Raw genomic sequence first — 23,667 nt, 5'->3', positions numbered from 1 at the left:
CACGGCGGATGGTTATGAAGCGGGGTGTTTTTACCTGCCGGTCTTGAGGTACTGGTAGATGGTTTCGCGGCTGACGCCGAATTCGCCCTCGCCGAACTCCAACGAGAACTCATCATCGCCAACACCCGCGACGGCCTCGCGGCCGCCCGGGTCCGCGGACGAACCGGAGGAAGACGCCCCAAACTCACCCCTGACCAGGCCCACCACGCCCAACAGCTCTACGACGCCCGGGACCACACCGTTCAGCGCATTGCCGATCTGCTTCAGGTCCCGCGCTCCACGATCTACGGCCATCTCAACAAAACAAGCATCGGACGACGCCCCACCCCAGCGCCGTGACCCGGGGTAACAGCGGTGCCGACCAGAACCCCTGCTACCTGGCCCCACCGGCTTAGCATGACTTTCCCGAGCATTGGTCCTCAAGCCCCCACTCAAGCAGAGATGCAGGACGGGCATTCGTCCTCGACGCCAGCGTTCCCGTGGACGGGCTAGCCCTCGTCAGGTTGCAGTCATGGAGGTGGTCGACGGCGCTCTGACTGCGCGCGGTCAGGCCCTGACAATTTCGTCGTTATCCGGCACCCAGACGGTGCCGCTACGTGACCGAAACGCGACGGGGAGGCCTTGCGCTCTGGGCCAGTCGGTGGAGTCGGAGACCTGGACGTGGATGTGAGGCTCGGTGCTGTTGCCCGTGTTCCCGCAGTCAGCGACACGATCCCCCGCCTGGACGTGCTGCCCTGGGCGAACTCGAACCGTGCCGTGCCGTAGGTGCGCCAGGAGCACGAACGGCCCCGCCGGCCGGATCGCGATCACGACGTGGTTGCCGGCGAGCCCAGTGACCCCCTCCTTGGCTCGCTCCGCCTGTCCCAGCATGTACGGCAGGAGTGTCAGCTGAGAGCGTCGCGCCTCGTGGTCCTGCTCGTCGTCATGGGTGAGCACGACGGTGCCCGACACTGGAGCGAGGATCGGTTGACCGAACCCTTCAAAGAGTTCCGGCGGTTCCGAGGCCACGAGACTCCGCCAGGTGCGTGGAGCGGACCGCCCTTGATCGTTGATCGCGACGAAGTCGATGGCGTGTGAGGTGCCGAAGAGGCTTGTGCCGTGACTGGGCACCCGTCGAGCCGGGCTGTTCTGGACCAGCCAGCTGCCCCTGAATGGAAAGTCGAGGACCACGGCGTCCGCCGGAGCGATCATGGCCTTGCTGCCTGACCCTCAGGTGCCTGCAGCCGGTAGAGGCCGCAAGCCGCAAGGGCAGCCACTAGTAAGACATTCCTTCGCGTTGGGTCCATTGCTGGCAACCTTCCCTATTGAGAGCATCGACGGCTTCCGAAATCATCAGGTTACCTTATAAGGTATCCTCACAACATGACCGCGAGGGAGGCGCCCATGTGCCAGCAGTTGTTCCTCCCGCAATTCCTCAACGCCGCCTTCGAGCGCATGATGAGCGATCTTCACGCCCATCTGACCGCCCATGGGTACGACGACATGCGGCCCACGCACTTCATGAACGTCTTTCGTTTCATGGACTGCGATGGCACACGCCCTGCCGAGTTGGCGCGCAGGGCCGGGATGACTCCGCAGGCGATGGGCGAGCTGGTGTCCCAGTTGGAGAAGCGCGGCTACGTCAAACGCGTTGCTGACCCTGGCGACGGCCGCAGCCGAACGGTGGTGTGGGCAGAGCGCGGACAGGCCGCAGCCGACGTCGCCAATGCGTTCTTCGAAGAGCTCGACCACGACTGGGCGACCGCTGTTGGCCAGGACGACCTCAACTCCATGAAGCAGGCCCTCCGCGTCCTCGTGGCTCAGCCGCCACGGCAGTCGCCGCCGCCCTGGCCACCCACAGAGGGAACGATGTTCGCAGACGTCCGAAGCGCAGGAAAGGCGTAGGTTGATGCGGGCTGGGCGTGGCAGCAGCGGTTGGCGGGCGCCCGCCAAGAATTGGTGGAAGCCCAGCGTCCGGGCACCCTGGCCGATCTGGCCGCCGACTGGGGCTTCTCCGATTCCGCGCACTTCAGCCACGCGTTCCGCCGGCGCTACGGCCATCCGCCGTCACTCCGGTTAACGACGCCAAGATGGCACTTGGTGAGGGTCTAGGCATCGCCGACCAAGACGTGAGGTCTCTGCGATTTAGCCGGGTGTTCTTGGGCGGTCTTCGTCATACAGCTCGATTGCGGTCGAGTTCGGGACATCCGATAGAAGACGCCGATGTCGCTAGGTTGTCTCCTCTCATGGTCGTCTAGCGCAGGCGATCCATGTTGTGCGGAGGTTCGTCGGAAGATCCTCGATCGATGGGTGGGGCGGCTATTGTCGGTTCATGCCAGTGGAATTTTTGACTGATGAGCAGGCTCAGGCGTACGGAGGGTTCGCCGAGGAGCCGACTCGGCCCGAGTTGGAGCGCTTTTTCTTCCTCGACGACGAGGACCGGAATCTGATCGCGAAGCGGCGCGGTGACCACAATCGCCTCGGCTTCGCTCTTCAGATGTGTACGGTCCGGTACATCGGGCTGTTCCTGGAGGACCCCTTGGCTGTGCCGTGGCCGGTTGTTGAGCATCTGGCCGAGCAGCTGGAGATTGAGGATGCCTCCTGCGTCAAGGAGTACGTCGAGCGGCTTAAGACGGCCTACGAGCACGCGTGGGAGATACGCGACGCGTACGGCTACCACCAGTACGAGGATCCCGCCCAGGGCAGGAAGCTCAGGGCGTTCCTGCACGGGCGGGCGTGGACGCACGCCGAGGGGCCGGTGGCGCTGTTCAACCACGCGGTGGGCTGGCTGCGTCGGCACCGGGTGCTGCTACCCGGGGTGAACGCTCTGGAGCGACAGGTTTCCGAGGTCCGTACCATCGCGGAGAAGCGGCTGCATGGGGCAGTCGCCAAGGCCGCCCTGCGGGCGGATCCGGGGTCCGAGGAGGATCGGTACGGAAATTCACGCTAAGCGGTCATGCGGCGTCGCCTGCGCGTTTGATGGCACGGTAGACGGTTGAACGCGCTACCGCGAAGAGTTCGGCAAGTTCCACCGTCGTGTGCGTCCCTGCCCGGTGAACGGAGACCAGGTGTGCTTCCTGTTTTTTCGAGAGCTTGGGCTGCTTCCCACGGAGGCGGCCCTTCGCCTTGGCGACCGCCATGCCCTCCCGGGTCCGTGCGCGGATCAGGTCGGCTTCGAATTCCGCGACCATGGCCAGGACGTTAAAGAGGAGCCGGCCTACAGGATCGGTGGGGTCGTGGACGGAGCCTCCGATGCTCAGCTTGACTTCGCGGCGGGTGAGTTCGTCGACAATGTCCTTTGCATCGCGCAGCGATCGGGCCAGTCGGTCGAGTTTGGTCACGACTAGGGTATCCCCGGCCCGGCAGGCGGCCAGCGCTTCTCTGAGTCCGGGCCGTGCCCGGTTGGCACCGGTCAGGCCCTGATCTGTGAACGTCTTCCCCGGCGTCACCCCAAGAGCGACCAAGGCATTCTTCTGGGCGGTGAGGTCTTGGTCGTTCGTGGATACGCGGGCGTATCCGATGAGGAGTCCGGTCATGGTGTTGAATGTACCGTTTAGCCCACCATCACCGGGCATTTTTGCGGGCGGGCCTTACGGGAATCGACCGACCCCGCAAACGCGGCGATCGTTGTCATTTTCCGAAGGCGAGTGCACGAATGTCCGAAGTCCTGCTCACCGAGTGTTTTTGTCAACAGTGGTCAGCACGGAAATTCAGGAGACCTCAGCACAATCCGCCGGTCCGTACCCGATAATCCTTGATTTCCTGCCGGTACGGAGAGGATCGTTGGACGTGGCCCGGTACGTGAGGTCGCGGCGTCGCCCGTAATTAAGTCCGCTGCACGAGTAGGGACTGGCATGGAACCGGAATCAACACCGATCAGTGGGCACGGTTTGCTGACCATGCCGGATGCGGTCTGGGAACTGGCACGCCGGCGGGCTGAAGTCATCGCGCCGTTGGCAGGGTTGAGCATCATCGGTAAACAGGCGCTCGACGAAGCGTCCAGGGAGCTGGGTATCTCCAGGCGGCATGTTTATCTGCTCATCAAACGCTACCGTGAGGGCAGCGGTGTGGTGACGGATGTTGCCCCCGGACACTCCAGCGGAGGCCAGGGCAAAGGCCGGTTGCCTGAACGCGTCGAGGCCGTGATTGACGAGCTGGTCCGTAAGCACTACCTGACGCGGCAAAAGCTTTCCCGGGCGGCGTTCTATCGCGAGGTCGTTCAGGCGTGCCGGACCCGGGAGCTTCCTGTGCCGGCGCTGAATACTGTCACTCGCAGGATCGCCCGGCTGCATCCGGTGGAGGTCAGGCGCAGCCGCGAGGGTAGGGACGCCGTCCGGCCGTTGCAGTCGGCCGGCGGGAACGTGCCGGCCATCGTGGCGCCGTTGGACCAGGTGCAGATTGACCACACCGTGATTGATCTGATCGTCGTCGATGACCGGGACCGGCAGCCCATCGGCAGGCCCTACCTGACGGTTGCCATCGATGTTTACAGCCGGTGCCTGCTGGGAATGGTCGTGACCCTGGAGGCGCCGTCGTCGGTGTCGGTGGGCTTGTGCATCGCGCATATGGCCTGCGACAAGCGGCCATGGCTGGAAACACTGGGCGTGGACGCGGCCTGGCCGATGAGCGGCAAACCCAGGGCATTGTTCCTGGACAACGCCGCGGAATTTAAGAGCGAAGCGTTGCGCCGCGGCTGCGAACAGCACGGCATCAGACTCAACTACCGGCCGCCGGGCCGCCCGCACTACGGCGGCATCGTGGAGCGCATTATCGGCACGGCCATGCAGCGGGTCCATGAACTGCCGGGCACGACCTTCTCCAATCCCGGCCAGCGCGGCGGGTACGATGCCGACAAAATGTCCGCCCTGACCTTGATAGAGCTGGAACGCTGGCTGACATTGGCAGTGGCCGGCTACCACGGCAGCATCCACGGATCCCTGAACCAGACACCGGCCGGGCGCTGGCATGAAGGGGTGAGGGAGTTCGGAGCGCAGCCTGTCGTTGCGCACCCCGCGGCGTTTCTCGTCGATTTCCTGCCGGTCATCCGGCGCAGAATCACCCGGACCGGTTTTGTCATCGACCATGTCCATTACTTCGCGAACGTGCTCAAGCCGTGGATTGCGCGGCGGGACCGGGAGGAAAAATTCATCATCCGGCGGGACCCGCGGGACATCAGCAGGGTCTGGGTGCTGGAACCGGAGGGAACGGCCTATGTGGAAGTGCCGTACCGTACGGTTTCCCATCCGGCGGTGACGTTGTGGGAACACCGGCAGGCGCTGGCGCGGCTGCGCCAGCAGGGACACGACCAGGTCAACGAGGAAGCACTGTTCCGCATGATCGATCAGATGCGTGAGATCACCGCCACGGCGCAACGGGCAACCCGCAGATCACGCCGGGATCTGCAGCGGCGGCGCCACCTCCCTGCCTCCGGGACCGCGAAGACCCCGGCGGCGCCCCCGGATGAGATGCTTCCGCCCACGAATGACACCGCAGCAGCCCGTCCTTTTGACGAGGTCGAGCAGTGGTGAGCATCGATGACTACCCTCCGCCGGATCTCTCCCACCTCCAGCCCTGGGCCCAGGCTATGGCCCGCCTGCCGGCGGAGGAACGGATCCGGCACATCCGGGCGGACCGCTGGATCGGCTACCCACGGGCCGTCCAGACCCTCACCCGGCTCGAAACACTCTATGACTGGCCCGGCAAACAACGCATGCCCAACCTCCTGCTGATCGGACCGACCAACAACGGCAAGTCCATGATCATCGAACGGTTCCGACGCCAGCACCCGCCACACTCCGCCGCGGACCAGGAACACATCCCCGTGCTGTGCGTCCAGATGCCCTCCGAACCGTCCATCCCGCGGTTCTACACGGCCGTGCTGGCCGCGCTCGGTGCGCCCACGGGACCGCGCCGGCGCGTAGCTGACCTGGAACAGCTCACCCTCGCCGTGCTGCGCCGCGTCGGCGTGCGGGTCCTGGTGATTGACGAACTGCATAATGTGCTCGCCGGCCGGGCCGATGTCCGGCGCGAATTCCTTAACCTGCTGCGTTTCCTGGGAAACGAGCTGCGTATCCCGCTGGTGGGGGTCGGCACCCGCGAGGCCTATCTGGCCATCCGTTCCGATGACCAGCTCGAAAACCGGTTTGAGCCCATGACGCTGCCCTTGTGGGAGACCAATGCAGACCTCTCGTCCCTACTGGCCAGCTTCTCCTCCTCCTTCCCGTTGCGCATGCACTCGAATCTGGCGGCCGAGGACATGGCCCGCTACCTCCTCACCCGCAGTGAGGGAACCATCGGGGAGCTCGCATCGCTCCTGACGGAAGCGGCAGTTGCGGCGGTGGACAGCGGCGAGGAATCCATCAACCACCGGACGCTGACCCTCGCCGGCTACGACGGTCCCAGCGTCCGGCGCCGGAAGTTCGAACGCGAACTCAGATGAGACCCCCGGAACGCTGGCCCCTGCACCCGGCACCTGCAGAAACGGAATCGCTGTCCTCCTGGCTGCGGCGGATCGCCGCCGGGTACGGCCTGCACTCGTACGAGCTGCTCGAACACGGACTCGGCCACCGGGAACTCAGCGACCCCGAGCTGGATCTGGACCCGCCGACGCACCTGCTCGAAGAGCTCGCCAGGCGCACCGGTCTTGACCAACACCGCGTAGACGCCATGACCATGGCCGGATGGGTGCCTTGGCTCTTCGACAGCCTCGTCCCTGCCCCCGGCGCCTACGAAACCTATGTGCACCAGCTCTCGGTGCTCCTGCCGCCCAAGCGGCGCAATATCTACGCCCCGCGGAAGTGGCGGCCGTGGCTCCCGGGCACCGGTGCGCGGCGGGGATGCCCGGACTGCCTGGAATCCAGCCCGACGGTACTGCTCTTCTGGCAACTGCCGGTCATGGCCAGCTGCCCGGTACACGGGCGCCGGCTCGAAATCTACGAAGGGCGTCCGGCGGACTACATTCTCTGGACCACCCCCGCCCACGACCAGCGGGCGCTTCCGGAGTCGTTGTCCCTAATGGACCGGCGCACCTGGCAGGCGATAACGACCGGTTCCGTTGACCTGCCCCGCTATCCGGTTCACGCCGGCATCTGGTTCCGGCTGCTGCGTACCCTCCTGGACGAACTCACCACCGCCCAGGGACGATATGGCCGGCAACTGGACGACGTGCGTCGTGTCTGGGAACACTGCGGGCACCCGTTCCGGGCAGGGCTGTATTCGTGGCAACCGTTCGAAACCCTCCATTGGACCGCCCAGCAGCAGCTGCTCGAAGCAGCAGCAGTCGCGATGGAACTGATCGAAGCCGGCTCACTGACTGCCCGGGGAACCTCCGCGCACCTCCTCAGGCCGGAACCCTCCTCCAACATCGGCGACGGAACCCGGCCTGCCCCCCTGACAGCAACCGCCGACGCACAAGAGAAGCCGACTCTGGACGTGCTCTGGAAACGGGCATTGGATTCACTGGACGCCGCCATCGCAGCAGCGAAAGAAGACCCGGTCGTCGCGAAGCAGCTCTTCGACGTCGCACGGTACGGACTCCGGAATGAAGAATCCGTGCGCGCACTCCGGGAAACCTTCGTCGAGCTTCAGATACCTCTCGACTTCCTGTCACAAACAAAAGATCAGCAGCCCTTTGCATGACTTAGAATAAATAACGGGTTAAGTGACATCTTCAGATTCCTGCGACACTTGGAATCACGTTGTCACTTAAACGAACGTATAAATGACAAAGGAGAACCCAGTGCTCGTCGGTTACATGCGCGTCTCAAAGACGGACGGGTCCCAGACCACGGACCTGCAGCACGACGCACTCCTGGCCGCCGGAACGGATGCCGAATCCCTGTACGAAGACAAGGCCTCCGGCAAGAAGGAGGACCGCCCCCAGCTCGCTGCCTGCCTCAAAGCCCTGCGCCACGGAGACACCCTGATCGTCTGGAAACTGGACCGGCTCGGCCGGGACCTGCGCCACCTGGTCAACATCGTCCACGACCTCACCGAACGCGGCATCGGGCTCAAAGTCCTCACCGGCCAGGGCGCGGCCATCGACACCACCACCGCCTCGGGGAAGCTGGTCTTCGGGATCTTCGCCGCCCTGGCCGAATTCGAACGCGAACTGATCTCCGAACGCACCCTGGCCGGGCTCGCCTCCGCGCGCGCCCGCGGACGGAACGGCGGCCGCCCCTACAAGATGACCCCCGCCAAACTTCGTCTCGCTCTGGCCTCCATGGGCAAGCCCGACACCAAGGTCAGCGATCTTTGCGCCGAACTTGGCATCACCCGCCAGACCCTGTACCGGCACGTATCGCCCAGCGGGGAGTTGCGACCCGACGGCGAGAAACTACTTTCCCGATAGCCGCGGACGACCTTAGGCACATAGTTGTGGAACGAAGTTATGTGGCGAGCCACTTCCCGAGTGAACAGTCCCCGGGCGTCCAACTTCCTCGGAACTGGGATGCCCGCAATAATCCGCACGGTTTCCACCGGCTAGGGTTGCCAGCATGGACATCTTGATTGGGGCGGTAGCGGTGCTTGGGGTGCCAGCCGGGTTAGCGGGCATCTGGGTATGGACCTCGCGAAGGAATCGACGAAAGGGCATTAAGCGCAGGGGTAGTGGAGAACTGCTCGGAATGGCGGATGAAATTTTCCGCCCTCAAACGCATCAGGCTCAGCAGATACAGAAGATCCAACATGAACTTCCAGCGCCGGCCCCGTTTCCTGGGGAGCCTCCGGCAGCCAAGCTCTAGGGAGCCAGCGAATCGTCACTCCGTCTGGCCTACTGCTAACGGGATACCGGGCCAACGTCCAGCCGGTGCAGGCGACTTCGAACATTTCCGTGCAGACGACTTCTGAAACTGACAGCAGCGCCGGGCCGTCCGGTGGACGACCGGCTATCGGACACCGTCAAACTGTGTTTGGTGTGCTGAGACGTCGTCGCGGTGAGTCTCGGACCAGAGTTTGAGCTGTCGGACCGTTTGGTGCAGGGAGAGCCCGAGGTTGGTGAGTTCGTAGGTCACAGTCACGGGGACGGTCGCGATCGCGGTCCGCGCGATCAGCCCGTCGCGTTCGAGGGACTTTAGTGTCTGCGACAGCATCTTCGGGCTCACCCCTGCCAGGACTCGAGCCAGCTCGGAATACCGCATCGGTCGCGGCTCACCATCACAGTCCGGCCCGCTCCCTAGCGCGGACAACACCAGGGTCACCCACTTGCCAGACACCTGAGCGAGCAACTGCTGGCTCGGGCACGCGGCGAGGAACGCGTTGTACTGCGTCTTCGCCTCCGCCTTCTTCTCCGCTGCTGTCATCGTCGGCATGGGCCCTCCCTCGGGTATCAACGCACTTCCAGGTAACTACTTCCCAGCGGGTAGCAGCTCATTCAGGATGGAGGGCAGCACGTTATTCCGCAAGCACCGAAAGGCACATCCATGAGCACCAACACCACCGACCTGCCCGGCGGCACCTGGAACCTCGGCGACACCACCGTTTCTCGCTTCGGGTACGGCGGCATGCAGCTCGCCGGCCCGTGGGTCGTCGGCCCGCCAAAAGACCACGACGCAGCCCTCGCCGTCCTCGGTCACGCCGTCGAAAGCGGCATCACCCACATCGACACCGCAGAAACCTACGGACCCCGCGTCGTCAACGAACTCATCCGCGAAGCCCTGCACCCCTACGCCGAAGACCTCTTCATCGCGACGAAGGCCGGCGGACGCCGCGACGCCCAGGGCAGCTGGCCGTCCGCGCGGAAGCCCGACGAACTCCGCGCACAAATCGACGACAACCTCGAAACCCTCGGCGTCGACGTCCTCGACCTGGTACACCTTCGCCTCGGGGACGCCAACGGGCCGGTCCCCGAGCAGATCAGCGAGGCGTTCGAGACGCTCGTAGACCTGCAGCAGCAGGGCATCATTCGGCACCTTGGCGTCAGCAACGCCACCGCGGAGCAGGTGAAGGAAGCGCAGTCGATCGCGCCGATCGTGTCCGTGCAGAACATGTACAACCTCGCTAACCGGTGGGACGACACCCTCATCGACCGCCTCGCCGTAGAAGGAATCGCGTACATTCCCTTCTTCCCCCTGGGAGGCTTCACCCCGCTTCAGTCCGACGCGCTGTCATCCGTCGCTACGCGGCTTGGCGCGACCCAGATGTCGGTCGCCCTGGCCTGGCTGCTGCACCGTTCCCCGAACATCCTGTTGATCCCGGGAACGTCGTCCGTGTCGCACCTCAGGGAGAATATCGCCGGCGCCGCACTCACACTGTCCAACGACGACCTCACCGAACTCGACCAGATCGCCAGCTAGCCACAGCACGGCGCATGGCGGGCGCAACGGCAGCGCCCTCAATGCGCCTACACAGGCGCCCGTTAGGGGATCGGGTTACGGGACGCTCAAGAATACCGATGCGGATCAAATTCAAGCGCGACACGTGAAGTTGCTCGTGCGGGTCGTGCTTGTAGGGTTACCTGTGCCACGCCTGCTTACAGAAAGTCGAGCGAATCACCTATGCCAGTGCATCATTTCAGTCCGCACCTTCACCAGTCCACGGCTCCTTTCTCGCATTTCGTTCAGCACGGCGCGACGGGCTATACGCTGGAATAATTGGTCAACGAACCGATGACGGTTCGCTAGTTTCGGGCGATGTTGCGGAGCAGTGCGAGGCGATGATGAACAACCTGAAAACACTGTTGGAAGAGCTCAGATTGAGCCTTTCGGATCTCCTGCGGACCACGATCTACTTGACAGACTACGAAGACTTTGAAGCGATCAACGCTGTTTATGCCAGTTATTTGTGTGAACCCTTCCCTGTTCGTACAACGGTTCAGGTAGCGGCGCTACCGCTCGGTGCAAAGGTCCAGATCGACACAGTCATCGCCCTGTAGTACGCGACCGCTCACCCTTCCCGTTACGGGATCCTCCAGCGGACAGACTCGGAGGTGTTTACAGGTGCATGCTGAGGACTGTTCGGACGGGGATGTTCCCGCCTCGGTCATCAGCGACGCGGTGCATTCCGATTTTCTCAGCTACCCGCTCAGAGGCTCGGTTATCCGGATGGATGATAGCTATCAGTTCCTTGGCTTCAATATGTTCTCGGGCGTAGTCGCGACAAGCAGTGGCTGCTTCTGTCGCGAACCCCTGGCCGTGTAGGTCGGAGCGCACGTGGTACCCGACCTCAAGCTTCTGCACGCCGTTCACCTGCTGCCAGGTCAGCCCGCAGTCGCCTATGAACTCTCCGTCATGCGTCTCGACAATCCATAGACCGTACCCGTGCTCCGCGTAGTTCTCCTGATTCCAATGAATCCAGCTTGCTGCTTCCTCCTGAGACTTGGGTGCAGGGTAGAAGCGCATCACCTCCGGGTCTCCGAGCAAGGCGGTCATGTTGTCGAGGTCGGCATCAGTCATCTCACGGAACTGCAATCGGTCAGTCGGTTGTGGCGCTAGCATCCAATGACTCTATGTCCAGTGCGTGGCTAAGGCCCGCAAGCCGATCCCCTCAGCGAGCACCTTCGATGCGGGCGAGAATTGCCCCGTGAGATCGCTGCCCGGTAGTTTTCCTTGCGTGCGTCTCGACCACATCGAAGCCCGCGGCTACCAGCTCGTCGCAGAGTTCACTTACCGGCCACCGGTATGCCGGGACGACCGCATGATCGAACTTTTCGAGGACGTGACTATCGAAGAAGCTGATCAGCAGCGCGCCACCTGGGCTGAGTACTCGACTGAACTCCAGGAGAGGAGTGCGGATCGTGTCTGGCTCATGGTGGATCAGTGAGTACCAAGCGAGCACCCCACCAACTGCCCCGGTACTGACATCGAGGGCGTCGAGGCTGCCTATCCGGAACGGAATGCCCGGATAGGCAACGCGGGCGTGCTCGATGAACTCGGGAACCAGATCCACTCCGAGGGCAGGAATCCCAGCTTCGCTGAGAAAGTTCGTCCATTGGCCCGGACCGCAGCCGGCGTCGAGTACCGCACCCTCGATACCATCCGCCCAAGTCGCCACCAGTTGACGATCTGAAGGGTGCACAGCCCCCATTGAAGCGAAGCGTTCGACGTATTCCGCCGCCCTGCTCGAATACGCATCGCTAACAACGTTGACCATGCGTTCGAGTCTAGGCAAGCTACGGATAAATGACCGGTAGCCGATCGGCTTACGGGCAGGCTGTTCGAAGCGGTGTCAGTTCCGAAGTCGTATGCACTGGATGTCCGAAGTCGCCTGCATTCCCTCCTTATCCATCAAGAGATGGAATCGGAAGGCTGTCAGCCCCGCAAGTGAGCAGGAGATCCGCGGCCCTAACCGCCAGCGTGCCGTCATCCGGATCGAAGACGTCCGACTCCGACGTCCCCTCTGCGCTCCTCTCGAAGACGAAGAATGATTTCTGTCTGTATACGGCGTACTCTCTGAGGTCGAACCCCGATTGCTCGACGATGACGCTTTCGCCGCTTCCAGCCGTCACCCTGATATATGTAGCTGCAGCAGCGTTGAGTCCGATGCCCACGAAATACAACAGCCACGGCACAGTTGCTGCGGCGGCCGCCAAACCCACCACGACACTGATCAGCCGCCGCAACCAGGTTCGGTGTATCCGCCCGATGAACGGCGGAACCAACAAAGCCAGTGCCGTCAATGCAGTCAAGCCGCTGATGAGATGGGCACAGAAAATGAGCGCCCAATCCGGCAGGACGAAAAAAATCAGACGGGCCGGGCCAGCCTCGAGAGCCCAGCCAAGGAACGCAAGCACGGTGAGGGCCGCTAACCCGGCGAGAAACGCCGCCACGAGGCCAAACGCCAAACGCCGGCGCCCCATGATGGGGACCCGCCGTGGTTGAGCCGAAGCCTCCGCGCTCACCATGGGTTGGCTCCGACGTCTAGGACGGATCCAGTAGTTAGGCCCGCCCAGGCGTCAGTCGAACGAAATGGATCACTCCCGATGCTGCTGCCCCCTCAGGGTCTTGTTCCGTACCCGGGCATTCCGGATCAGTCGCTCGCGCTTGCCGCGGCTGGGGATCTCTGCCACAAAAGTCTAGATGGCATAGGTCAGGATACTCGGCGCCCGGTGAAGGATCCCCCTGCGGGCACCCCGCAGACCGAGCGAGATGCGGCCACGAAACGCCTTGCCTGGGTGCGGAACGACTACTACCGTTATGCGCAGTGGGCCTGCGGACCGCTGGCCCCTCGTCGAGAGGACGCGCCATGCCAACCGTGATCGGCCACCACGATGTGAAGGACAAGGATCATTGGCTTGCCTCACCGAAACGCGAAGAGATCTTCGGACCCCTCGGCGTCACCAACATCCGGACGTTCGTCAACCCACAGAACCCAACGCAGGTGGCGGTGCTGATGGACGTTCCCGACATGGATGCCGTTATGGCCCTGATGCAGTCCGAGGCCGGGGCCGAAGCGATGGCGTACGACGGCGTGCTGCCCGAGACTTTGGTGATTCTCGTCGAAGCGTAGTTTCTTTTCTCGAAAAGCACGGGTGCGCGAAAACTGCGTATCGGCCGTGAACGACCTTATCTCGTGTCGCGATGGACGATCCCTCAACGGGCAAGACTTCATTGTCTTCGAAAGTCCTTCAGCATTACAGCGAGGAACCCGGCCCCGAGTGTTCTCGCGTCTGATCGAGCACAGTAGAGCCCATGTGGCCCGGGCGGTCACCGAAACTTGCCCAAGCCACAATTAACGCAACTACGACGACTACCAGCAGAAGAGCAGCAACAAGAATTCCGCGAGGTTTCATACCGGAACACTAATCGTCATCCCGTCTGTCAGGAGGCAATCCGTCGCTCAAAACGTCGCGCAAGGCCCAGAGTCCTAGTCGTCCCGTAAGCCGGTGGATCAGGAGACGCTCCACCGCCCGTTCAGGGATCCGCTTGCGGTCAGGGCGACTCTGCCTGCCCCAAAATCGTCCTCAGCGGGTTGGCGCCGCGGACAGGTTGCCGCCGGCCTTTAGGACTCTGAAACTTATCGATGAGTGCGCGGGGAACAATGGGGTTTGCTATCGTCGCAGAAGTGAAGACTTCTTCCCTGCCCCTCACCCTTGATCCCCGCGCCGCACTGGTGATCGTCGACGTCCAACAGGCCTTCGATGACGCCGCCTACTGGGGTCCGCGCGATAACCCCTCCTGCGAGGCGAACATCGCCGCCCTGCTGACGCGCTGGCGAGAAACCGGCCGCCCCATCGTTTTCGTCCGCCACAACTCCACCGCACCCTCATCACCCCTGCACCCGGACAACCCCGGCAACGCGTTCAAGGACATCATCACCGGCACCCCGGATCTCCTGGTGCGCAAGAACGTCAACTCCAGCTTTCACGGCACCCCTGACCTGCATGCCTGGCTGCAGGAGAACGGCATCAAGGAACTGGTCGTCTGCGGAATCACCACCAATCACTGCTGCGAGACTACTGCCCGAGTCGGGGGCAACCTCGGCTACCGGGTGTACTTCCCCCTGGATGCCACCCACACATTTGACCGCACCGCTCCGGACGGTGAGAACGTTGCCGCCGCTGTGCTGTCCCGGATGACCGGGGTGAATTTACACGAAGAGTTCGCCACGGTCGTCACCACCGCCGGCTTGCTCGAACAGGTACAGCAACCCGCCACCGCCCGGTAACCGGAGCGGACAGGACTGTCTGTCGCACGTTTCCCTGCGGGACGGCCACGCTGCGAAGTCTCAACGCCAGCACGCCTTGTTCGGCGGCGCGGTCCACGACCGGCTGAGGGTAGAGCTGAAAGGTTGGCGTCTCGAACGGAGCGAGAACGTGCTCGGTCCTCCATATTGGGCCGTTACCGCTCAGACGGATTCGTTCTGTCCTGAATCCGCCAGGGTGACGCCGGCGACGGACCAGTTCTCACGAGGGAGTTCGTGCAAAACCACCCGGATGGTGTCGGGGCGGATTTCCATGACTTCCGCGTATGCGGCCGTCAGCGCAGCGAGCAGTCGACGCTTTTTTTCAGTGGAGGAAGGGGATGCATTGAGAACCTGGATAAGCGGCATGTTCAGATTCTGGCACTGTCGCGAAGGATCAGGGTGGGTCACGCCCGTAGGCCCCGCATTGGAGGCGCAACAAGAGGCGGAGAGCCGCCGAACCGATACCGACCGGTGCCCCGGTAAAGGATCCCCCAACGGGCGGCCTGTGCAGACGACTTTGGACATTCTGTGCAGTCGACTTCGGAAACTGACAGTGAAGAAGGCCCAGGGGCGGCGCCGGGACGTCCGGTGGACGACCGGCTTACGGGCAATAGGTTTGAACGCATCAGTTGGAAGGCACTGGGATAGCTGGGTATCCCGTTTCTATAGGCGACAAGCCGGGGCATGGGTATATCTCACCAGGAGCCAGTGCCGGCGGAACTCCCGCGCATTCCACTGCCGGTTGTCCACTGAACCGGGAGTTCCCGGTCCCAGAGCTGATAACGAATTCACCTACGACGGTCTTGCCGGTCACGTCATAAACGGGGATGGCGAAGTCCTTACCGAGCCGGGCTTCCTGCCATGCGAGGGCTTCTGCAGGACTCTTGAAGGTCTTGATCGCAGCGGTACCGTCGGCGTCTTCAAGTTCTGTCCGATGGACGTAGCCTCTTGTCCCGTTGGTTGCTATGACGGCGACCATGTCAGGACTTCCGTTCTCGTTTTGCGCCCCGTAGGTGTCGCCGTCGGCGTTAGTTGCCCACTGGGTGGTTTCGGTGTTGACGTACTGGGCGGTGATTTTCCACCTGGCATCTGGGCTGGTTGTGATCGTGATACTTTCCTCCCCGGGCATGAGTGGAATCGTGTAGCCGGTCCAGTCCTGCGGGGTACCTACGTCCTTCGGGCTGCAGATGCTGTTGGCGCCGTTCCCGAACTCAAAGCGTCCAGGTGTTAGGCAGTTGAGCTGGATTTCGATGCCCGTGGTTTTTTCGGGCGGCGGCCCGAGTTGCACGGTTGCCGTTCCTGTGTGAGATTCCGTCACCGGCGATGCCAACGGCGTCACCTGCGTGGATCCCGGGGTGACGAAAAGGCCGTCGGCGGCGGCGCCGACACCGCCTAGGACGCCGATGCCAGCAAGCACCGCAGTACCGGCCCACAGCCTGGTGCGCTTTCTGGCGCGGGTAGGCGAAGCTTTCTCAACTCGTGTAATGAGTTCGGCGCGTAGGGCGTCACTGAACAGGTTGTCGACGCGGAGCTGGTTCACGGCCGTTCTCCTTCCAAAACTGGGGTTGGAGCGTTGGGTGGGGATATGGACGCATTGCCCGCTAGAGCGGTTCTTAGTCGTTGTCGGGCTCGGTGCATGCGTGATTTCGCTGCGGCCGGTGTCAGGTTCAGGACGGCGGCAGCCGCGGCGGTGGTGTGCTCTTCGAAAACGACCAAGCTCACGAGCTGCAGGTCCTCGACGCTCAATGTTCCGAGGGCTTGTGCAAGATCGTGGTCGAGCTGGTTCTGGTATCTGCGGTACGGATCTGTGGTGGGGTCGCCGGCTTCGTGGTTGCGGGGCAGAGAGTTCAAGAGCCGTTGGTAGCGGAGGGCAGCGCGGGCGCGGTTTCGGGCCATGTTCGTGGTCGTGACCAGTAGCCAGGGAAGGATGGATCCTTCGACCACCCGGACGTGCTTTCGACGCCGCCAGAGTTCAAGAAAAGAGGCCGCCATGATGTCTTCGGCATCGTGGTGGTTTCCGCACAGCCGGTAGGCGTGGCGGAAGACTCTGTCTCGGTGGCGGTCGTAGAGGGCGCCAAAGGCGTCGCCCTGGCCCAGAAGGCTCTGGCCCCACAGGCCTTCTTCCCCGGTTTCTTTGCTCCCCATGCCCTTTAGTGTCCGGCAAAGCCCAAAAGGTTTCCCAAAACTAGAAAATCTTCCGGTTCATGTCCAGAGTGCCCGGGAAAGGATCGTTTACTGGGTACCTAGCTCGTCGGAGTGCGCCGGGCTATCCAGACGCCACAGCTCGTTTCGCGATGTGCGATTATCCGAGGCTCTCGAACACCAGCGTCGCCTGAATGCGGTCACCGCCGCCGATCATTCCCTTGCTCCCGCTGCTGGCGGTGGTTATGGTGTGGAGTCTATAGCCCTTCGCGGCCTGATCGTTGATGGCCTTCTCCAAGGAGGTCAGGTTGCCCGAACCGGTTCCCCACAGTTTCTCTTTGAGGATCACCTGCAGGACGACATACTGCATGACACGACTTCCTTCCGTTGCTGGCCAATTAGGAGCAATGCTACTGGGATGCGGCGGGGCGCTCCTCGGGGCGTGAGCGACGGCGCCTCGAGGGTATCGACGGTGCGCGATGTCAGCGTCACGCCAGCGACTCTGAACAAGCGGCGCGACCAGGGCGCCTTCAATCGGTCGTTTTTGACCGTAGCGAATACGGCACCTTCACTGAGTGGACACTCTGGCCGATCCCTCGCTGGGTGCTGAGCATCCAGTTAGACTGAATTGACGCTTACGAAATGGGGAAATTGTGAGTACGTCAACAGTCCGGACACAAACGGCCGCCGGCCGAGTCAACAGGCTTGCTATCGCCGCCGTCATGCTCGCAGCCATCGCCGCTTCTGGGATTTGGTTCTTTGGCGTCGGGGTTCTTGCGGTCTTTGCGGTGGGAGCAGGACACGTCTCGCTGAATCAGATCAAGCTGAGAAACGAGAAGGGCCAAACCCTCGCCAGAACTGCCCTCGTTGTCGGATATGGGCTTGCAATCTGGGCTCTGTTCAACACGCTGTCATATATCCCAGCTGCACTCCAGCAGACGGCCGTCTAGGACTCGGATCCCCCCGGCACGGTAGAGGATCGGCTAACGGGCACTGTGAGGGCCCGATGAGCCACCGGCTTACGGGCCGAGGGAAGGGCCAGCCACAACGCCAAGCGATTCCGCCTTGGCGTAGGCGCGTCGGTATTGACGGTGGTGCAAGGATGTTGAGATGTCCTTCTTTGATGATCTTCCGGCCCGGCCCGAGAGGCCACGCCAGCCGAAGCACGTGCCACCCGTCTGGGCAGGGCCACCATCCGATGAACTCCCAGCTGTTGTCTCATTGGGGCAGTTCTTTCACCGGTCCGTACAGATGGTCATGGCCGCAAAAAGTGTCGAAGTTTTCTCCACCGGTTGCTTGATTGAGGTCGTATGGTCTGTCCGGCGGGCGGATGAGTCAGACAGCGACTGGAGCAGAGTCACTGACCAGTGCTTTAACCGTGGCCCTTACAGGCTGGATTCGGGCAACGGCCGCGGTGGCACTCTTCGATTCGGTGTCGCCTTTCCCGACGGGCGGAAGGCGACGACTGCTCAGTTGCACCCAGGGATGTTTGAAGGAGCGGAACCAGTGACGGGGCCGGTATTGATGATGGCGGGCGGTGGAGGTGGGTCCGGCAATGACGACGAGCTGTTCTCATCAAGCAAGTTCTGGCTTTGGCCGTTGCCCCTCGACGGGGACACGCGAGTCGTGGCGCAATGGGATGACCTTGGCATGAAGGAGGAATCCGTTTTCGTCACCGGCGAACAACTGGGAACGGCGGCCGCAAACGTGCAGAAATACTGGGTTTCCCCGCGTTCTGGGTAAGTACCTCCCTCGGTAGGGACCTATCTGGATCAAGCGGCCTTTAGCGGTGTCCGGTCAAGGATCCTCAACCGGTACGGCACTGACGGCACTGCTGCGCCAGTTGACCGGGCCTGACGAGGCGTAGACGTTTGAAGACCTGGAATAGGGTGATGTCTACGCGAATGCCAACGGGGCGCTGCAAATTACGGTCGACAGCGAGGACGGCCAGCCCGGGTAGGCCGATTTACCTCGGCGGGGGTGTTAGCAGATTCGCCTCGTCATCACGATGTTCCATGTGCTGCGCCACTGCCGGACAATCAAACCTCATTCTTCGACCATGGACATCGGCAAGCCGCCCCCTTGAAGGGAAGGGACGATGCTGTCCAGCTGCCACCCACTCGCGGACGCCCGGAATGTAGCAATCTGCGGGACCGCGTAGCCCGACGGGACGCTGCTGGGCCCATTGGCCGCCGAGGCTTGGTGTTCCTCGGTCAATTCCTTGAAATGGACGCTCGCCGTCGACCCGGTCACCTCCACGGATTCCACCGTGATCTTCGTCGAAAAGTCCGTGTACCAGAAGCCCATTGACTTAAATCCGGCCTTTGACCGGGCCACCACGGGAAGGTCCCGCGCACGTTTGGCCAGGTAAGCCGCCGTCGCCTGCTCATCGGCGAGCCGTGGAGCCGGGGGAGTGTCCAGGACGGTTCCGTTGCGGTCCTCGACAGCAGTCTGGATGATCGCCGTGAGCTCGGAGGATGACGGGCTGGGCACACCTGCTGCGGAGGATTCGACCGTGGGCGAACGGTCAGCAGGCTGGCACCCGGAAAGAGCAAAACCAAGCAGGACCGCTATGGCAGCCCACCAATGGCGGTATGTCATCGTGTCCCCCTCGTCCTCGATGTCCTCACAGCCTGCCCTGCCGGAACCACACGGTCAATGAGGCTCGCCATGATGACTCCTTCACCTAAGTTGCTAGGTAGCCGAAGCGCCCGTTAAAGGATCCTCTAGCGGGCACTCCATAGGCATGGGGGCAAGGGCCCCAGGCCCGGCCGCGCTTCTTTCAATTCGTTGGAACTGGGACACGGGGCTTGAGGACCAATGCTCGGGAAAGTCACGCTAAGCCGCTCGGGCCAAGGTAGTAGAGGTTTTGGTCGGCACTGCTGCTACGCCGGGTCACGGCGTTGGGGTGGGGCGTCGCCCGATGCTTGTTGTGTTGAGGTGGCCGTAGATCGTGGAGCGCGGGACGTGAAGCAGATCGGCGATGTACTGAACGGTGTGGTCCCCGGCGTCGTAGAGCTGTTGGGCGTGGTGGGCCTGGTCGGGGGTGAGTTTGGGGCGTCTTCCTCCGGTTCGTCCGCGGGCGCGGGCGGCCGCGAGGCCGTCGCGGGTGTTGGCGATGATGAGTTCTCGTTGGAGTTCGGCGAGGACGGAGAGCATCCCGAACATTGCCCGCCCTTCCGCGGTCGTGGTGTCGATGCCCTGCTCGAGGACACGCAATCCCACACCACGTTCCTGGAGGTCTGCGCCGAGGGTGACGAGGTGGAGTACCGACCGGCCGAGTCTGTCGAGGCGGGTGATGACGAGCTGGTCACCGGCCCGGTTGGCGGAGGCGAGGGCCTTGTCGAGCTCGGGCCTGCTGGCTTTGGCACCGCTGGCGTGGTCGAGGTAAATGTTGGCCGGGTCGACGCCGGCGCGGGCGAGGGCGTCCGTTTGGTGGTCGGGGTTTTGGTCGGCGGTGGAGACGCGCGCATATCCGATCAACATGTGTCGATAATACCCGTACCGCAGGGTTTGCCGACGTTGATTTCCGGCGCGGGTTTTCGACATGCATTTCGCGGCGTGTCGCCGACAGGGCCGGGGTGTCGGTAGATGGTCGTTTTCCGACACCCCTTAATGCCCGGTTTCGTTCCGTTGCCTCTCAGGCTCTTCTTACGCCTCGTTGCTGTCGCGGTGGTCGGGATCGCGCAGAGTGCGCCGGCCGCCGGCGAGGTCCGGAAGTTGGAAGGAGTAGTGACCGTGGACGTTGATGTGCCGCCGCACGTACGCCGACAGGCGGATGACATCGGCATCGAGCACCGGGTAGCCCTGTTCCCGCAGCGCGGTCAGGGCGTGGTCGAGGTAGACCGTGTTCCACAACGTCACACAATTCAAGACAAGGCCCAGGGCGCCGAGTTGGTCTTCCTGCCCGTCACGGTACGCCTGGTGGAGCTTGCCCTCGCGGCCGTGGAAGATGTGCCTGGCCAGGGCGTGGCGGCCCTCCTGGAGGTTGCGCATCGCTTTCATCTCCCGGCGGTAGGCCGGGTCATCGACGAAGGTGAGGACGTGCAGGGTCTTGAAGATCCGGCCGTAGTGAGCCACCGCGTCGCCCAGATCGGTCGGACGACCGTCGCGTTGCAGGATGCGGATCACATCGTGGGCGGAGACCTCGCGGGTGTGGATCGAAGCGGCGATCCGGCAGATGTCCGGCCAATGCCGGCGGACCTTCTCAACGTCGATCTTCCCCCGGGCGGTCCTGTCGAGCCGGCCGTAGTCGGCTGACCGGTTGATCCGCCACAGCTTGGCGTCGGGCAGGTCCGCGAGGACCGGCCGGTAGTCGAACCCCAGCAAGGTGACCAGTCCGAACACGATGTCGGAGTAGGAACCCTGGTCGGTGATCAGCACCTCGGGCCGCTGGCCGCCGTCGGGGTTGTAGAGCAGGTCCACGAAGTGAAGGGTGTCCTTCGGCGTGCCCGACACCACCTTGGCCGCCAGCCCGACGGACTGATCGGAGATCATGTTCAGCCAGGTCACGCCCTTCTTCCGGTGGAAGTACTTCGGGTTTGGGCGGGCGTCGACGGAGCGGACCGGCACGACGAACCGCATCCCGTCGACGGCGGCGACCAGCCCACCGCCCCACGCCTGCGCCAGGTCGCTGGCGCCCTGGGCATCGATGAGCACCGCGTTGGCTGCGGCGTAGGAGTCCGAGCCGAGGTAGTGCTGGTCGACGTGGGAGAGCCGGTCGCGGGTCAGCGCCGGAGCGTCGGCGATCACCGGTCCGAACCCGATGTTGAGCGCGTGCGCGGTCAGCAGGGCGGCGACCGAGACGTGCAGGTCGGTCAGCCGGGAGGACACTCCGGCTGCGGAGGTGAAGGAGGCGGTGAAGTCCGGGTGCCAGCCCATCACCTCGAGCACCAGTTCGGACAGATCCACGCGCGGGATCATGCCCGCCATACGGGTACGCAGGTCTTTCAGGCTGGGCGACTCCTCCAGGGCATCGTCCTTGCCGAGGTGCATCCGGCCGTCGGTGTCCACGGTGATGTCCCCGCCGGCGGTCATCCCGCCGGACACCGTTCGCCATGCCGCATCCAAGGTCCCGGCATGCTCGGCGAGTAAAGAGTCGGGCTGCTCCGGCAGCAGCAACGCGCCCAGCGCCGGGCCCTTCGCGTTCTCCCACGCCGGGCCAGACAGCAGCCGGGCCCGGGGATCTGACCAGCGGTCGGAGGTGGCCGCGAAGATGTCGCGGTGCTTGAGCGCGGTGTGGAACTGCTCCAGGACGCAGAACACGTAGGCGTTGCGGTCCACCGTTTCCTCGGGCCTGCCGGCGGGGAACACCAGCTTCTGCCACCAGCCCTTTGGCACCACTGACAGGTCGACCTTGCGGGCATCGAGGTACCCTTTGGGCACCTTCACGCTCTCCCTCAGGTCCAGCAAGTGCGTCAGGTCCTGCATCGCCGCAAGGATCTTGTGTGCGTCGGCGGTCGCCGCGAACCCGACTACCTCGCATAGCATCTTTGCGAAGCCGCGTACGGTGGCGTACCGCTCCACGACCGCCTCCCGCCACTGCCCCTCCGGTTCGGCCTGCGGCGGCGGGATGATCTCCCGGATTCCCTCCACCGCCGCGGCGATCTGCGCCCGGGAGCCCACCTGGTGCTCGATCATTTCCCACACCAGGCCCAACGGCATGGTCTCACTCGCTCCCTCGGCCTCGAGCAGAAGTTCCACCACCGCCTTGAGTACCCGGGCGTGCCGGGCGACCACCGGCGCCCGCTTGATTGTGGCCTTCTCCGCGGCCTTGTTTGCCCGCCCGATCAGCTCGTTGGACATGAATACGTCGAACAGTTCCAGGGCGTCGTCGGTGGCACTCACCTCCAGCCACCGCACCGTGGCCAGCAGCGTGGCGATCTTCTTCTCGTATGGCAACCGGCCAAGCTTGGTCGCCGTCTCGTTCCTGCCCTCCTTCGCCAGAGCGATCAACCGCCGCTTGGGCACCCCGGCCACGTCGACCTCTCCCAGGTGCATCCCGGCGATCTCCGATACCCTGTTCAGTGCCTTGACCATGGCGCGGCCGGTCGTGTTCTTCCCTGCCTTGCGCCACATCTCCAACTGCGACCAACGGCTCCGCTCGGGCACGTGCAGCAGGTTCTCCAGCTCAAGGGCCTGCTCGCCGGTCACCGCCCGCGCCAGGGCGGCGTACAGCCTGGTTTCCGCCTTCTTGCGGATGCTGGCCACCTGGTCCCGCAACGTCGTCACCCCCGGCAGGAGCGCCTTCCGTGCGCGTAACCATCCCACCGCCGCGTAGAACAGCGGCTTCGGTTGATCACCTGTCGTCCATGCCTGTCCGTCCAGCCAGCCGATCAACTCCGCCTCCGCCGAGGCGTAGGAAACGTAACCGTATACGTCGGCGATCTCCGCCTGGTGCTCAAACCGCGTCGGCCGCCGCTCCAGGTACCTCTTCAGGCACGACGGATCGGCCACCCCCACTTGTCCGGCCACATAATCCACCACCGTGGTCGGTACGTCGAGGGGGTCCTCCAGAAACGTGCCCAGGTGTCGGACGGTCACCAGCTGGAGACTGAACCCGAGCCGGTTGTGATCACCGCGCCGATTCGCGACGAGGTCCAGATCGGCGTCGTCCAGGAAGAAAAACCGCTCCAACACCGCCTGTTCCGGGGCCTGCGCCTCGAATCGCCCGTACGAGGCCTCCTCGGCCGCAGTCAAATATTTGTGTTTAGCCATACAGGCTCAACGAACCGAGGCAACCATCGTTACCACTGGGGATCGGCTTAGCGCGACTTTTCCGAGCATTGGTCCAACCCCGAATTGCGGTTCGGCGTGGGAGGTGGCGGCGAACTGGCCGCCGACAGGAACACCTTTGGGCTGCCGGACTGTGTCTGTGGTCATGCCCTGGTTGTGTGCGGCGGCGCCCGGACAGGGCGAAGGGCCCGG

26 protein-coding genes are annotated in these 23,667 nt (G+C 63.4%); 12 read left to right on the top strand and 14 right to left on the bottom strand.

From position 1 onward, the window contains the following. Nucleotides 1-30: 30 nt before the first annotated feature. Both V3C33_05235 and V3C33_05230 read right to left on the bottom strand, forming a co-directional pair. On the bottom strand, nucleotides 31-294 hold the full coding sequence (locus V3C33_05235; GenBank protein XAS68698.1) for a hypothetical protein: 264 nt from the start codon (nucleotides 292-294) through the stop codon (nucleotides 31-33). A 252-nt stretch (nucleotides 295-546) separates the two neighbouring features. Continuing rightward, nucleotides 547-1,191 carry a M23 family metallopeptidase gene (locus tag V3C33_05230; GenBank protein ID XAS68697.1) on the bottom strand — a complete coding sequence of 215 codons (645 nt, stop codon included), beginning with the start codon at nucleotides 1,189-1,191 and terminating at the stop codon, nucleotides 547-549. 171 nt (nucleotides 1,192-1,362) lie between these two features. On the opposite strand from V3C33_05230, the gene V3C33_05225 reads away from it, so the two are divergent. Both V3C33_05225 and V3C33_05220 read left to right on the top strand, forming a co-directional pair. Further along, nucleotides 1,363-1,884, top strand: coding sequence for a MarR family winged helix-turn-helix transcriptional regulator (locus tag V3C33_05225; protein XAS68696.1), 522 nt, complete (start codon nucleotides 1,363-1,365; stop codon nucleotides 1,882-1,884). Between the two features lie 427 nt (nucleotides 1,885-2,311). Beyond that, nucleotides 2,312-2,929 carry a DUF4158 domain-containing protein gene (locus tag V3C33_05220; GenBank protein ID XAS68695.1) on the top strand — a complete coding sequence of 206 codons (618 nt, stop codon included), beginning with the start codon at nucleotides 2,312-2,314 and terminating at the stop codon, nucleotides 2,927-2,929. Between the two features lie 4 nt (nucleotides 2,930-2,933). On the opposite strand, the gene V3C33_05215 is transcribed toward V3C33_05220, so the two are convergent. Next, nucleotides 2,934-3,515 (bottom strand): recombinase family protein, encoded by a 582-nt coding sequence (locus tag V3C33_05215; GenBank protein ID XAS68694.1) that lies wholly within the window; start codon nucleotides 3,513-3,515, stop codon nucleotides 2,934-2,936. A gap of 318 nt (nucleotides 3,516-3,833) precedes the next feature. Between V3C33_05215 and V3C33_05210 the strand changes: the two genes are divergently transcribed. From V3C33_05210 to V3C33_05195, 4 genes are all read left to right on the top strand, one after another. Beyond that, on the top strand, nucleotides 3,834-5,507 hold the full coding sequence (locus V3C33_05210) for a DDE-type integrase/transposase/recombinase (GenBank protein ID XAS68693.1): 1,674 nt from the start codon (nucleotides 3,834-3,836) through the stop codon (nucleotides 5,505-5,507). A 2-nt stretch (nucleotides 5,508-5,509) separates the two neighbouring features. Beyond that, nucleotides 5,510-6,418 carry a TniB family NTP-binding protein gene (locus V3C33_05205; GenBank protein ID XAS69650.1) on the top strand — a complete coding sequence of 303 codons (909 nt, stop codon included), beginning with the start codon at nucleotides 5,510-5,512 and terminating at the stop codon, nucleotides 6,416-6,418. After that, nucleotides 6,415-7,617, top strand: a complete 1,203-nt coding sequence (locus V3C33_05200) for a TniQ family protein (protein XAS68692.1) — start codon at nucleotides 6,415-6,417, stop codon at nucleotides 7,615-7,617. The genes V3C33_05205 and V3C33_05200 overlap by 4 nt, the downstream gene beginning before the upstream one ends. Before the next feature lie 100 nt (nucleotides 7,618-7,717). Then, the gene (locus tag V3C33_05195) at nucleotides 7,718-8,329 is read left to right on the top strand and encodes a recombinase family protein (protein ID XAS69649.1); all 612 of its coding nucleotides are present in this window, start codon (nucleotides 7,718-7,720) and stop codon (nucleotides 8,327-8,329) included. 535 nt (nucleotides 8,330-8,864) lie between these two features. Here V3C33_05195 and V3C33_05190 read toward each other — a convergent pair. Beyond that, nucleotides 8,865-9,287 carry a helix-turn-helix domain-containing protein gene (locus V3C33_05190; protein ID XAS68691.1) on the bottom strand — a complete coding sequence of 141 codons (423 nt, stop codon included), beginning with the start codon at nucleotides 9,285-9,287 and terminating at the stop codon, nucleotides 8,865-8,867. A 111-nt stretch (nucleotides 9,288-9,398) separates the two neighbouring features. On the opposite strand from V3C33_05190, the gene V3C33_05185 reads away from it, so the two are divergent. Together V3C33_05185 and V3C33_05180 are read left to right on the top strand one after the other, a co-directional pair. Next, the gene (locus V3C33_05185; GenBank protein ID XAS68690.1) at nucleotides 9,399-10,271 is read left to right on the top strand and encodes an oxidoreductase; all 873 of its coding nucleotides are present in this window, start codon (nucleotides 9,399-9,401) and stop codon (nucleotides 10,269-10,271) included. A gap of 161 nt (nucleotides 10,272-10,432) precedes the next feature. After that, on the top strand, nucleotides 10,433-10,849 hold the full coding sequence (locus V3C33_05180; protein ID XAS69648.1) for a Rid family hydrolase: 417 nt from the start codon (nucleotides 10,433-10,435) through the stop codon (nucleotides 10,847-10,849). Nucleotides 10,850-10,907: 58 nt separating this feature from the next. Here the strand turns inward: V3C33_05180 and V3C33_05175 are convergent, their stop codons facing one another. From V3C33_05175 to V3C33_05165, 3 genes are all read right to left on the bottom strand, one after another. Then, nucleotides 10,908-11,411, bottom strand: coding sequence for a GNAT family N-acetyltransferase (locus tag V3C33_05175; GenBank protein ID XAS68689.1), 504 nt, complete (start codon nucleotides 11,409-11,411; stop codon nucleotides 10,908-10,910). Between the two features lie 49 nt (nucleotides 11,412-11,460). Further along, nucleotides 11,461-12,066, bottom strand: coding sequence for a class I SAM-dependent methyltransferase (locus V3C33_05170; protein XAS68688.1), 606 nt, complete (start codon nucleotides 12,064-12,066; stop codon nucleotides 11,461-11,463). A gap of 127 nt (nucleotides 12,067-12,193) precedes the next feature. Then, complete coding sequence (locus V3C33_05165) at nucleotides 12,194-12,742, bottom strand: hypothetical protein (protein ID XAS68687.1); 549 nt, start codon at nucleotides 12,740-12,742, stop codon at nucleotides 12,194-12,196. A gap of 416 nt (nucleotides 12,743-13,158) precedes the next feature. On the opposite strand from V3C33_05165, the gene V3C33_05160 reads away from it, so the two are divergent. Both V3C33_05160 and V3C33_05155 read left to right on the top strand, forming a co-directional pair. Then, complete coding sequence (locus tag V3C33_05160) at nucleotides 13,159-13,422, top strand: hypothetical protein (protein ID XAS68686.1); 264 nt, start codon at nucleotides 13,159-13,161, stop codon at nucleotides 13,420-13,422. A 555-nt stretch (nucleotides 13,423-13,977) separates the two neighbouring features. Then, nucleotides 13,978-14,580 carry a cysteine hydrolase family protein gene (locus V3C33_05155; protein ID XAS68685.1) on the top strand — a complete coding sequence of 201 codons (603 nt, stop codon included), beginning with the start codon at nucleotides 13,978-13,980 and terminating at the stop codon, nucleotides 14,578-14,580. Nucleotides 14,581-14,760: 180 nt separating this feature from the next. Here V3C33_05155 and V3C33_05150 read toward each other — a convergent pair whose 3' ends face one another. From V3C33_05150 to V3C33_05135, 4 genes are all read right to left on the bottom strand, one after another. After that, the gene (locus V3C33_05150) at nucleotides 14,761-14,964 is read right to left on the bottom strand and encodes a tautomerase family protein (protein XAS68684.1); all 204 of its coding nucleotides are present in this window, start codon (nucleotides 14,962-14,964) and stop codon (nucleotides 14,761-14,763) included. Between the two features lie 259 nt (nucleotides 14,965-15,223). Continuing rightward, nucleotides 15,224-16,138: a peptidase M56 family protein gene (locus V3C33_05145; GenBank protein ID XAS68683.1), complete on the bottom strand. Its 915-nt coding sequence runs from the start codon at nucleotides 16,136-16,138 to the stop codon at nucleotides 15,224-15,226. Next, nucleotides 16,135-16,743 carry a sigma-70 family RNA polymerase sigma factor gene (locus tag V3C33_05140; protein XAS68682.1) on the bottom strand — a complete coding sequence of 203 codons (609 nt, stop codon included), beginning with the start codon at nucleotides 16,741-16,743 and terminating at the stop codon, nucleotides 16,135-16,137. The genes V3C33_05145 and V3C33_05140 overlap by 4 nt, the downstream gene beginning before the upstream one ends. Before the next feature lie 157 nt (nucleotides 16,744-16,900). Next, on the bottom strand, nucleotides 16,901-17,110 hold the full coding sequence (locus V3C33_05135; GenBank protein XAS68681.1) for a DUF4177 domain-containing protein: 210 nt from the start codon (nucleotides 17,108-17,110) through the stop codon (nucleotides 16,901-16,903). Nucleotides 17,111-17,462: 352 nt separating this feature from the next. Between V3C33_05135 and V3C33_05130 the strand changes: the two genes are divergently transcribed. After that, entirely contained in the window at nucleotides 17,463-17,690 is a 228-nt protein-coding gene (locus V3C33_05130; protein XAS68680.1) for a DUF4190 domain-containing protein, read from the top strand. Nucleotides 17,691-17,850: 160 nt separating this feature from the next. Further along, entirely contained in the window at nucleotides 17,851-18,483 is a 633-nt protein-coding gene (locus V3C33_05125; protein XAS68679.1) for a hypothetical protein, read from the top strand. Nucleotides 18,484-18,786: 303 nt separating this feature from the next. Here V3C33_05125 and V3C33_05120 read toward each other — a convergent pair whose 3' ends face one another. From V3C33_05120 to V3C33_05110, 3 genes are all read right to left on the bottom strand, one after another. Beyond that, nucleotides 18,787-19,341: a hypothetical protein gene (locus V3C33_05120; GenBank protein ID XAS68678.1), complete on the bottom strand. Its 555-nt coding sequence runs from the start codon at nucleotides 19,339-19,341 to the stop codon at nucleotides 18,787-18,789. Between the two features lie 294 nt (nucleotides 19,342-19,635). Continuing rightward, nucleotides 19,636-20,226: a recombinase family protein gene (locus tag V3C33_05115; GenBank protein ID XAS68677.1), complete on the bottom strand. Its 591-nt coding sequence runs from the start codon at nucleotides 20,224-20,226 to the stop codon at nucleotides 19,636-19,638. A gap of 165 nt (nucleotides 20,227-20,391) precedes the next feature. Then, nucleotides 20,392-23,457, bottom strand: a complete 3,066-nt coding sequence (locus V3C33_05110) for a Tn3 family transposase (protein ID XAS68676.1) — start codon at nucleotides 23,455-23,457, stop codon at nucleotides 20,392-20,394. Nucleotides 23,458-23,667: the final 210 nt, after the last annotated feature.

The sequence above is a fragment of the Micrococcaceae bacterium Sec5.7 genome, assembly GCA_039636785.1.
Classification (GTDB): domain Bacteria; phylum Actinomycetota; class Actinomycetes; order Actinomycetales; family Micrococcaceae; genus Arthrobacter.
Note: the sequence above shows the minus strand (reverse complement) of the source record. Positions and strands in the feature narration are given on the sequence as shown.

Bases quoted from the DNA above. Each gene is read 5' to 3' on its own strand.
- V3C33_05110 (XAS68676.1), bottom strand. From the start codon at position 23,457: ATGGCTAAACACAAATATTTGACTGCGGCCGAGGAGGCCTCGTACGGG.
- V3C33_05135 (XAS68681.1), bottom strand. From the start codon at position 17,110: ATGCAGTATGTCGTCCTGCAGGTGATCCTCAAAGAGAAACTGTGGGGA.
- V3C33_05140 (XAS68682.1), bottom strand. From the start codon at position 16,743: ATGGGGAGCAAAGAAACCGGGGAAGAAGGCCTGTGGGGCCAGAGCCTT.
- V3C33_05210 (XAS68693.1), top strand. From the start codon at position 3,834: ATGGAACCGGAATCAACACCGATCAGTGGGCACGGTTTGCTGACCATG.
- V3C33_05120 (XAS68678.1), bottom strand. From the start codon at position 19,341: ATGACATACCGCCATTGGTGGGCTGCCATAGCGGTCCTGCTTGGTTTT.
- V3C33_05115 (XAS68677.1), bottom strand. From the start codon at position 20,226: ATGTTGATCGGATATGCGCGCGTCTCCACCGCCGACCAAAACCCCGAC.
- V3C33_05215 (XAS68694.1), bottom strand. From the start codon at position 3,515: ATGACCGGACTCCTCATCGGATACGCCCGCGTATCCACGAACGACCAA.
- V3C33_05220 (XAS68695.1), top strand. From the start codon at position 2,312: ATGCCAGTGGAATTTTTGACTGATGAGCAGGCTCAGGCGTACGGAGGG.
- V3C33_05190 (XAS68691.1), bottom strand. From the start codon at position 9,287: ATGCCGACGATGACAGCAGCGGAGAAGAAGGCGGAGGCGAAGACGCAG.
- V3C33_05175 (XAS68689.1), bottom strand. From the start codon at position 11,411: ATGCTAGCGCCACAACCGACTGACCGATTGCAGTTCCGTGAGATGACT.
- V3C33_05185 (XAS68690.1), top strand. From the start codon at position 9,399: ATGAGCACCAACACCACCGACCTGCCCGGCGGCACCTGGAACCTCGGC.
- V3C33_05200 (XAS68692.1), top strand. From the start codon at position 6,415: ATGAGACCCCCGGAACGCTGGCCCCTGCACCCGGCACCTGCAGAAACG.
- V3C33_05130 (XAS68680.1), top strand. From the start codon at position 17,463: ATGCTCGCAGCCATCGCCGCTTCTGGGATTTGGTTCTTTGGCGTCGGG.
- V3C33_05230 (XAS68697.1), bottom strand. From the start codon at position 1,191: ATGATCGCTCCGGCGGACGCCGTGGTCCTCGACTTTCCATTCAGGGGC.
- V3C33_05170 (XAS68688.1), bottom strand. From the start codon at position 12,066: ATGGTCAACGTTGTTAGCGATGCGTATTCGAGCAGGGCGGCGGAATAC.
- V3C33_05235 (XAS68698.1), bottom strand. From the start codon at position 294: ATGGCCGTAGATCGTGGAGCGCGGGACCTGAAGCAGATCGGCAATGCG.
- V3C33_05160 (XAS68686.1), top strand. From the start codon at position 13,159: ATGCCAACCGTGATCGGCCACCACGATGTGAAGGACAAGGATCATTGG.
- V3C33_05150 (XAS68684.1), bottom strand. From the start codon at position 14,964: ATGCCGCTTATCCAGGTTCTCAATGCATCCCCTTCCTCCACTGAAAAA.
- V3C33_05125 (XAS68679.1), top strand. From the start codon at position 17,851: ATGTCCTTCTTTGATGATCTTCCGGCCCGGCCCGAGAGGCCACGCCAG.
- V3C33_05225 (XAS68696.1), top strand. From the start codon at position 1,363: ATGACCGCGAGGGAGGCGCCCATGTGCCAGCAGTTGTTCCTCCCGCAA.